Genomic DNA, 7648 nt, shown 5'->3' on the forward strand with positions numbered 1-7648 from the left:
TCGGCCGCTGGGGCTCCCGAGACCGGCCCGGCTGCGCAGCCGGGTGCTGAAGGGAGCTGACCATGCTGATCCCGCGCAGGGTCAAGCACCGCAAGCAGCACCGGCCCGACCGCAGCGGCGCCGCCAAGGGCGGCACCCGGGTCGTGTTCGGCGAGTTCGGCATTCAGGCGATGGAACACTCGTACGTGACCAACCGCCAGATCGAGTCGGCCCGTATTGCGATGACCCGTCACATCAAGCGTGGCGGAAAGGTCTGGATCAACATCTACCCGGACCGTCCCCTCACCAAGAAGCCCGCCGAGACCCGCATGGGCTCCGGCAAGGGCTCGCCGGAATGGTGGATCGCCAACGTCAAGCCGGGTCGCGTCATGTTCGAGCTGTCCGGTGTCGCCGAGCCGATCGCCCGTGAGGCGCTCACTCGCGCGATCCACAAGCTGCCCATGAAGTGCAAGATCGTGAAGCGTGAAGTTGGTGAGGCGTGATGGCTAAGGGCCTGACCGCCGGCGAGCTGCGGGTGGAGGACCAGGACACCCTGGTCCAGAAGCTCAAGGAGGCCAAGGAGGAGCTGTTCAACCTCCGCTTCCAGGCAGCGACCGGACAGTTGGAGAGCCACGGGCGGCTGCGCGCCGTCCGCCGCGAGATCGCCCGTATCTACACCGTGATGCGTGAGCGCGAGCTCGGCATCATCACGGTCGAGAAGGAGACGAGCGATGGCTGAGACCACCCCAGAAGAGACCACCACCGAGGCGAGCGCGCGGCACTTCCGCAAGGTCCGTGAGGGCCTGGTCGTCAGCGACAAGATGGACAAGACCGTCGTCGTCGCCGTCGAGGACCGCGTCAAGCACCGGCTGTACGGCAAGGTCATCCGCCGTACGACCAAGTACAAGGCGCACGACGAGGCCAACGCCTGTGGCGTCGGCGACCGTGTGCTTCTGATGGAGACCCGCCCGCTCTCCGCGACCAAGCGGTGGCGCGTGGTGGAGATCCTCGAGAAGGCCAAGTAACCCAGGGCTTCTCGGATATACCGCGCCCCGTGGGGGCTTCAGGGCCCCCATGACGGCGTCCAAGGACGCGAGGTCCACCGGGCCTCGCGTCGCCTGCGGTGCGGCTCCCGTACGGGAGCTGTGGCTGGAGGAAAAAGAAAAACAGCTCCGCCAAGCTCGTGCGAAAGACACGAGGACTGGCGCGACAAAACAGGAGTAACAGTGATCCAGCAGGAGTCGCGGCTCAAAGTCGCCGACAACACGGGTGCCAAGGAGATTCTCTGCATCCGCGTTCTCGGTGGCTCGGGCCGACGCTACGCCGGTATCGGCGACGTCATCGTCGCCACTGTCAAGGACGCCCTTCCCGGCAGCACGGGCGTCAAGAAGGGCGACGTGGTCAAGGCCGTCATCGTCCGCACGGTCAAGGAGCGCCGCCGGCCCGACGGCTCCTACATCCGCTTCGACGAGAACGCCGCCGTCATCATCAAGGACAGCGGCGACCCTCGTGGCACCCGTATCTTCGGCCCGGTCGGCCGTGAGCTGCGCGACAAGAAGTTCATGCGCATCATCTCGCTCGCCCCGGAGGTGCTGTAATGCCGAAGTCGCATGTGAAGAAGGGTGACCTGGTCCAGGTCATCGCCGGCAAGGACAAGGGCGCCAAGGGTCACGTCATCGCCACCATCCCGGGCAAGGACCGCGTGGTGGTCGAGGGCGTCAACATGATCAAGAAGCACACGAAGGAGACCCACCAGGGTCCGCGCGGCGCCAAGACGGGCGGCGTGCAGACCATGGAGGCTCCCATTCACGTGAGCAACGTGAAGAGGCTCAAGGACGACAAGCCCGCCGACGAGAAGAAGGCCGCCGACAAGAAGGCTGCCGACGACGAGACGGGTGAGGACAGCTGATGACTGCCACGACCACTGAGACCGAGCGTCCGACGCCGCGCCTCAAGACGAAGTACCGCGAGGAGATCGCGGCCAAGCTTCGCGAGGACTTCGGCATCGAGAACGTCATGCAGATCCCCGGCCTGGTGAAGATCAAGGTCAACATGGGTGTCGGCGAGGCGGCCCGCGACTCGAAGCTCATCGAGGGCGCCGTGCGCGACCTCACCGTGATCACCGGCCAGAAGCCGGCCGTCGTCCGGGCCCGCAAGTCCATCGCCCAGTTCAAGCTGCGCGAGGGCATGCCGATCGGCGCGCACGTCACGCTTCGCGGTGACCGGATGTGGGAGTTCCTCGACAGGCTGCTGTCGCTGGCGCTGCCCCGTATCCGTGACTTCCGTGGCCTGTCGCCCAAGCAGTTCGACGGCAACGGCAACTACACCTTCGGTCTGACCGAGCAGGTCATGTTCCACGAGGTCGACCAGGACAAGGTCGACCGGCCGCGGGGCATGGACATCACGGTCGTGACCACCGCGAAGAACGACGACCAGGGCCGGGCGCTGCTGAAGCTCCTCGGGTTCCCCTTCAAGGAGGCCTAAACCGATGGCGAAGAAGTCGCTGATCGCCAAGGCGGGGCGCAAGCAGAAGTTCGAGGTCCGGGCCTACACGCGTTGCTCGCGTTGCGGCCGTCCGCGCGCCGTGTTCAGGAAGTTCGGCCTGTGCCGTGTGTGCTTCCGTGAGATGGCGCACCGGGGCGAGCTGCCCGGCATCACCAAGTCGAGCTGGTAGGTAACCTGGTGGGCGGTCCTGTGCCGCTCGCCAGGCACTCATATTTCAAGTAGAAGACAGGGCGCCCCTCGCGGGCGTCCGTGACCACGCCGAAGGTCCACCGGTAGAGCACCGCTTCACCGAATGGAAACCGCGGCGAGGAAGGCCACTGGCCATGACGATGACCGACCCGATCGCAGACATGCTGACGCGTCTGCGCAACGCGAACTCGGCGTACCACGACAGCGTGTCGATGCCGTATTCGAAGATCAAGGCGCACATCGCCGAGATCCTCCAGCAGGAGGGCTACATCCAGGCCTGGACCGTCGAAGACGCCAAGGTCGGAAAGAACCTCGTGGTGGAGCTCAAGTTCGGGCCGACCCGTGAGCGGTCGCTCGCGGGCGTACGCCGGGTGTCGAAGCCCGGTCTGCGGGTGTATGCGAAGAAGGACAACCTGCCTCGAGTCCTGGGCGGACTGGGCGTCGCGATCATCTCGACGTCCCACGGCCTCATGACCGACAAGCAGGCCGGCAAGCGTGGTGTGGGCGGGGAAGTCCTCGCCTACGTCTGGTAGAGGGAAGGAGGACTAGCATGTCGAGAATCGGACGGCTGCCCATCCCTGTGCCCAACGGCGTAGACATCGCGATCAGCGGCCAGGATGTCCAGGTCAAGGGCCCGAAGGGCACGCTTACCCACACCGTCGCCGACCCCATCACGGTGGGTCGCGACGACGACGGCGCCATCGCCGTCACCCGGCCGAACGACGAGAACAAGGTCCGCGCGCTGCACGGACTCTCGCGGACGCTGATCGCCAACATGGTGCAGGGCGTCACGCAGGGGTACTCCAAGACCCTGGAGATCGTCGGCGTCGGTTACCGCGTCCAGGCCAAGGGCCCGACGCAGCTGGAGTTCGCGCTGGGCTTCAGCCACCCGGTCATCGTCAACGCCCCTGAGGGCGTCACCTTCCGCGTCGAGCGGCCGACCCTGTTCCACGTGGACGGCATCGACAAGCAGAAGGTCGGCGAGGTCGCGGCCAACATCCGCAAGCTGCGCAAGCCCGACCCGTACAAGGGCAAGGGCGTGCGCTACCAGGGCGAACAGATCCGCCGCAAGGTCGGAAAGGCTGGTAAGTAGGCATGGCTCCGAAGACTGCGTTCGGCAAGCACACGGCTGCCCGCACCGTCTCGCGGGCCCGCCGTCACCGCCGCGTCCGCAAGAACGTCGTCGGTACGGCCGCGCGTCCGCGCCTGGTCGTCAACCGCTCGACCCGTCACCTGTTCGTCCAGATCGTGGACGACTCCGTCGGCCACACGCTGGTGAGCGCGTCCACCATGGACTCCTCGCTGCGCACGCTGGAGGCGGACAAGACGGAGAAGGCCAAGAAGGTCGGCGAGCTCCTCGCTCAGCGGGCCAAGGAAGCCGGGATCACCGCCGTTGTGTTCGACCGTGGCGGCAACCGCTACGCCGGGCGCATCGCCGCGCTGGCGGACAGCGCCCGCGAGGGCGGGCTGGAATTCTGACATGGCAACTGAGATGAGGAACCACTGATGGCTGCAGCTCCGCGTCGCGGTGGCGGCACCGGTGGCGAGCGGCGGGACCGTCGTGACGATCGCCGCGGCGGCGCCGCCGACAAGGGCGTCTCGTACATCGAGCGCGTAGTGAAGATCAACCGAGTGGCCAAGGTCGTGAAGGGTGGTCGTCGCTTCAGCTTCACCGCCCTTGTTGTCGTCGGTGACGGCAACGGCCTGGTCGGCGTCGGTTACGGCAAGGCCAAGGAAGTCCCCGCGGCCATCGCCAAGGGTGTCGAAGAGGCCAAGAAGCACTTCTTCAAGGTCCCGAGGATCCAGGGCACCATCCCGCACACCGTGCAGGGTGAGGAGGCGGCCGGCGTCGTCTTCCTGCGTCCGGCCTCCGCCGGTACCGGCGTCATCGCCGGTGGCCCGGTGCGCGCCGTCCTGGAGTGCGCCGGCATCCACGACGTCCTGTCCAAGTCGCTCGGCTCGGACAACCCGATCAACATCGTGCACGCGACGGTGGCCGCTCTGAAGGGTCTTTCCCGGCCCGAGGAGATCGCCGCCCGTCGTGGCCTGCCGATCGAGGATGTCGCCCCGGCCAAGATGCTCAAGGCTCAGCGCGAGGGCATCGCCGAGGCCGCGGCCGCCAAGGCGGTGAGCTAGTCATGGCACGCCTGAAGATCACTCAGGTTCGCTCGAAGATCGGTGGCAAGCAGAACCAGCGTGACTCGCTGCGTTCGCTTGGCCTGAAGCGAATCGGCGACGTCGTCGTCAAGGAGGACCGGCCCGAGATTCGCGGCATGGTCTCCGTGGTGACGCACCTCGTCGAGGTGGAAGAGGTCGACTAGTCATGACTGACAGTTCAAACAACGCTGCTCCGCTCAAGATTCACGACCTGCGTCCTGCTCCCGGCGCCAACAAGGCCAAGATCCGCAAGGGTCGCGGCGAGGCGTCCAAGGGCAAGACGGCCGGTCGCGGCACCAAGGGCAGCCACGCCCGTACGACGGTCCCCCTCGGTTTCGAGGGTGGCCAGGTGCCGCTGCAGAGGCGTCTGCCGAAGCTCAAGGGCTTCTCCAACGCCCTGTTCAAGACGACCTACCAGGTCGTCAACCTGGACAGGATCGGCGAGCTGTTCCCCGACGGTGGCGAGGTCACCGTCGAGACGCTGGTCGCCAAGGGTGCTGTTCGCAAGAACCAGCTCGTGAAGGTGCTCGGCACCGGCGAGATCTCGGTCGCGGTGAACGTGACGGCTCACGCCTTCTCGTCCTCCGCGAAGGAGAAGATCGCCGCCGCCGGTGGTTCCGTTACCGAGCTGTAGTAACGCTATGACGAGGCGTGGGGGCCCTGACAATGGGCCCCCACGCCCGTAGTGCGTTAGAGTTCGCGAGACGGCAGGCTTCTGTCCGGCTCGTTTGACATGAGACTTCTGATGGCAGATCCCCGCACCATCGCATACTCACACCGCCTTATAGGCGCGCAGGAGGGACCGTGCTGACCGCGTTTACCCGGGCGTTCCGGACGCCGGACCTGCGCAAGAAGTTGCTCTTCACCCTGGGCATCATCGCGCTGTTCCGTCTCGGCTCGGTTCTTCCGACTCCGGGCGTTCACGTCCAGAACCTTGCGTCCTGCTTCGACCAGGTGCGCAACGGCGAAAACGGCAATATTTACGGGATGGTGCAGCTGTTCAGCGGCGGCGCGCTCCTGAAGCTGTCGGTGTTCGCACTGGGCATCATGCCGTACATCACCGCGAGCATCATTCTGCAATTGCTCGTCGTTGTCATCCCCCGTCTCGAAGCCCTCAAGAAAGAGGGCCAGGCCGGGCAGACGAAGATCACACAGTACACCCGTTACCTGACGATCGGCCTGGGTGTCCTGCAGTCGACGGCTTTCATCGCCCTGGCCCGCTCGGGTCAGCTCTTCCAGGGGTGTGACAAGGAAGTCCTGCTCGACCCGGACAACATCTTCATGATCGTCACGATGGTCATCATCATGACCGCGGGCACCTCCGTCATCATGTGGCTGGGCGAGCTGATCACCGACCGCGGTGTCGGCAACGGCATGTCCATCCTGATCTTCACGCAGGTCGTCGCGGTCTTCCCGTCCGAGCTGGCCAACATCTTCTCCGCCAACAAGTTCACCTTCGCGGTCGTGATGGTGGTCGGCGTCTTCATGATCGCAGCGGTGGTCTTCGTCGAGCAGGCGCAGCGCCGCATCCCGGTCCAGTACGCCAAGCGGATGGTCGGGCGCCGGATGTACGGCGGCACGTCCACCTACATCCCGCTGAAGGTCAACCAGGCCGGCATCATCCCGGTCATCTTCGCCTCCTCGCTGCTCTATCTTCCGCAGCTGCTGACCTCGCTGTTCGCGAACGCGGAGAACCCGAACGCGGTCGTGACCTGGATCTCCCAGAACCTCACCAAGGGCGACACGCCCATCTACATGATCACGTTCTTCGTCCTGATCGTGTTCTTCACCTACTTCTACGTGTCGATTACCTTCAACCCCACTGAAGTGGCCGACAACATGAAGAAGTACGGTGGGTTCATTCCGGGCATCCGTCCGGGCCGGCCGACGGCGCAATACCTGAGTTTCGTGCTCACCCGCCTGACCGCCCCCGGTGCGTTGTATCTGGGTCTGATCTCCATGATCCCGATCGTCGCGCTCGCGGTGGCCGGAGCGAGCCAGAACTTCCCGTTCGGAGGGACGAGCATTCTCATCATGGTTGGCGTCGGCCTGGACACCGTTAAGCAGATCGAGAGCCAGTTGCAGCAGCGTAATTACGAAGGCTTCCTGCGGTAGTGCGTCTCGTTCTCGTCGGGCCCCCCGGAGCGGGTAAGGGGACACAGGCCCAGTACATCGCCTCAAACCTGTCCATCCCGAAGATCTCGACAGGTGACATCTTCCGTGCCAACGTCTCCGGGGGCACGGAGCTCGGCAAGCTCGCCAAGACGTACATGGACCGCGGCGACCTGGTGCCCGACGAGGTCACCATCGCCATGGTCCGTGACCGGCTCTCCGAGGACGACGCGCAGGACGGCTTCCTGCTCGACGGCTTCCCGAGGAACGTGGCACAGGCCGAGATCCTGCGCGACATGCTGAAGGACTGGGGTCAGGCGCTCGACCTGGTGCTGGAGCTCGTGGTCGACGACGACGAGGTGGTCAGGCGGCTGGCCGGGCGGCGTACGTGCAGCCAGTGCGGCCGCATCTGGCACGTGGAGTTCGACGACAAGAAGGACGACAAGTGCGACGCCTGTGGCGGCGCGCTGTTCCAGCGTGACGACGACAAAGAGGAGACCGTCAGGCACCGCCTGGAGGTCTACCAGCAGCAGACGGCGCCGCTGGTGTCCTACTACGCCGACGAGGACGTGCTCGTGGGGGTCGACGCGACCGGGCCGGTCGAGGAGGTCACCCAGCGAGCCATGGAGGCGATCCGCCCTTTCATGGGGTAGGTCAACCTATGCGGACTGCGAGGGGGGACGGAGGGTCCGTGCCACCTCGCCCC

Annotated in this window: 15 protein-coding genes; all 15 read left to right on the forward strand. The window is 65.5% G+C overall.

Translation table 11 applies throughout. The annotated features are described in order from the left end of the window. The first annotated feature begins 62 nt into the window (after positions 1-62). The 15 genes from rplP to KME77_RS16430 all read left to right on the forward strand — a co-directional run bounded on the left by rplP (position 63) and on the right by KME77_RS16430 (position 7595). Positions 63-482 (forward strand): 50S ribosomal protein L16, encoded by a 420-nt coding sequence (gene rplP, locus KME77_RS16360; protein WP_195901247.1) that lies wholly within the window; start codon positions 63-65, stop codon positions 480-482. Then, complete coding sequence (rpmC, locus tag KME77_RS16365; protein ID WP_219467974.1) at positions 482-718, forward strand: 50S ribosomal protein L29; 237 nt, start codon at positions 482-484, stop codon at positions 716-718. Before rplP ends, rpmC begins: the two co-directional genes overlap by 1 nt. Beyond that, on the forward strand, positions 711-1004 hold the full coding sequence (gene rpsQ / locus KME77_RS16370; RefSeq protein WP_219467977.1) for a 30S ribosomal protein S17: 294 nt from the start codon (positions 711-713) through the stop codon (positions 1002-1004). Before rpmC ends, rpsQ begins: the two co-directional genes overlap by 8 nt. A 201-nt stretch (positions 1005-1205) precedes the next feature. Next, positions 1206-1577: a 50S ribosomal protein L14 gene (rplN, locus tag KME77_RS16375; protein WP_026214151.1), complete on the forward strand. Its 372-nt coding sequence runs from the start codon at positions 1206-1208 to the stop codon at positions 1575-1577. Continuing rightward, complete coding sequence (rplX, locus tag KME77_RS16380) at positions 1577-1888, forward strand: 50S ribosomal protein L24 (RefSeq protein WP_219467981.1); 312 nt, start codon at positions 1577-1579, stop codon at positions 1886-1888. Before rplN ends, rplX begins: the two co-directional genes overlap by 1 nt. Beyond that, positions 1888-2463, forward strand: coding sequence for a 50S ribosomal protein L5 (gene rplE / locus KME77_RS16385; protein ID WP_214633183.1), 576 nt, complete (start codon positions 1888-1890; stop codon positions 2461-2463). The genes rplX and rplE overlap by 1 nt, the downstream gene beginning before the upstream one ends. A 4-nt stretch (positions 2464-2467) precedes the next feature. After that, on the forward strand, positions 2468-2653 hold the full coding sequence (locus KME77_RS16390) for a type Z 30S ribosomal protein S14 (RefSeq protein ID WP_219467984.1): 186 nt from the start codon (positions 2468-2470) through the stop codon (positions 2651-2653). Positions 2654-2807: 154 nt separating this feature from the next. Next, positions 2808-3206 carry a 30S ribosomal protein S8 gene (gene rpsH / locus KME77_RS16395; RefSeq protein ID WP_219467986.1) on the forward strand — a complete coding sequence of 133 codons (399 nt, stop codon included), beginning with the start codon at positions 2808-2810 and terminating at the stop codon, positions 3204-3206. A 17-nt stretch (positions 3207-3223) separates the two neighbouring features. Then, a complete protein-coding gene (gene rplF / locus KME77_RS16400; protein ID WP_219467989.1) occupies positions 3224-3766 on the forward strand; it encodes a 50S ribosomal protein L6 in 543 nt (180 codons plus the stop codon). 2 nt (positions 3767-3768) lie between these two features. After that, entirely contained in the window at positions 3769-4152 is a 384-nt protein-coding gene (gene rplR / locus KME77_RS16405; RefSeq protein WP_219467991.1) for a 50S ribosomal protein L18, read from the forward strand. A 27-nt stretch (positions 4153-4179) separates the two neighbouring features. Then, positions 4180-4809, forward strand: coding sequence for a 30S ribosomal protein S5 (gene rpsE / locus KME77_RS16410; RefSeq protein ID WP_219467992.1), 630 nt, complete (start codon positions 4180-4182; stop codon positions 4807-4809). Between the two features lie 2 nt (positions 4810-4811). Then, positions 4812-4994 carry a 50S ribosomal protein L30 gene (rpmD, locus tag KME77_RS16415; protein WP_080043226.1) on the forward strand — a complete coding sequence of 61 codons (183 nt, stop codon included), beginning with the start codon at positions 4812-4814 and terminating at the stop codon, positions 4992-4994. 2 nt (positions 4995-4996) lie between these two features. After that, positions 4997-5464, forward strand: a complete 468-nt coding sequence (gene rplO, locus KME77_RS16420; RefSeq protein WP_219467994.1) for a 50S ribosomal protein L15 — start codon at positions 4997-4999, stop codon at positions 5462-5464. 170 nt (positions 5465-5634) lie between these two features. Next, positions 5635-6945, forward strand: coding sequence for a preprotein translocase subunit SecY (gene secY / locus KME77_RS16425; RefSeq protein ID WP_219467997.1), 1311 nt, complete (start codon positions 5635-5637; stop codon positions 6943-6945). Then, on the forward strand, positions 6945-7595 hold the full coding sequence (locus tag KME77_RS16430; protein WP_219468000.1) for an adenylate kinase: 651 nt from the start codon (positions 6945-6947) through the stop codon (positions 7593-7595). The genes secY and KME77_RS16430 overlap by 1 nt, the downstream gene beginning before the upstream one ends. The last annotated feature ends 53 nt before the right edge of the window (positions 7596-7648 follow it).

The sequence above is a fragment of the Nonomuraea rhizosphaerae genome (assembly GCF_019396405.1).
In the GTDB taxonomy this organism is placed as follows: domain Bacteria; phylum Actinomycetota; class Actinomycetes; order Streptosporangiales; family Streptosporangiaceae; genus Nonomuraea; species Nonomuraea rhizosphaerae.

What these genes read in the sequence shown, in the direction of transcription:
- rplP (WP_195901247.1), top strand. Translation starts at nt 63, where the DNA reads ATGCTGATCCCGCGCAGGGTCAAGCACCGCAAGCAGCACCGGCCCGAC.
- rpmC (WP_219467974.1), top strand. Translation starts at nt 482, where the DNA reads ATGGCTAAGGGCCTGACCGCCGGCGAGCTGCGGGTGGAGGACCAGGAC.
- rpsQ (WP_219467977.1), top strand. Translation starts at nt 711, where the DNA reads ATGGCTGAGACCACCCCAGAAGAGACCACCACCGAGGCGAGCGCGCGG.
- rplX (WP_219467981.1), top strand. Translation starts at nt 1,577, where the DNA reads ATGCCGAAGTCGCATGTGAAGAAGGGTGACCTGGTCCAGGTCATCGCC.
- rplE (WP_214633183.1), top strand. Translation starts at nt 1,888, where the DNA reads ATGACTGCCACGACCACTGAGACCGAGCGTCCGACGCCGCGCCTCAAG.
- KME77_RS16390 (WP_219467984.1), top strand. Translation starts at nt 2,468, where the DNA reads ATGGCGAAGAAGTCGCTGATCGCCAAGGCGGGGCGCAAGCAGAAGTTC.
- rpsH (WP_219467986.1), top strand. Translation starts at nt 2,808, where the DNA reads ATGACGATGACCGACCCGATCGCAGACATGCTGACGCGTCTGCGCAAC.
- rplF (WP_219467989.1), top strand. Translation starts at nt 3,224, where the DNA reads ATGTCGAGAATCGGACGGCTGCCCATCCCTGTGCCCAACGGCGTAGAC.
- rplR (WP_219467991.1), top strand. Translation starts at nt 3,769, where the DNA reads ATGGCTCCGAAGACTGCGTTCGGCAAGCACACGGCTGCCCGCACCGTC.
- rpsE (WP_219467992.1), top strand. Translation starts at nt 4,180, where the DNA reads ATGGCTGCAGCTCCGCGTCGCGGTGGCGGCACCGGTGGCGAGCGGCGG.
- rpmD (WP_080043226.1), top strand. Translation starts at nt 4,812, where the DNA reads ATGGCACGCCTGAAGATCACTCAGGTTCGCTCGAAGATCGGTGGCAAG.
- rplO (WP_219467994.1), top strand. Translation starts at nt 4,997, where the DNA reads ATGACTGACAGTTCAAACAACGCTGCTCCGCTCAAGATTCACGACCTG.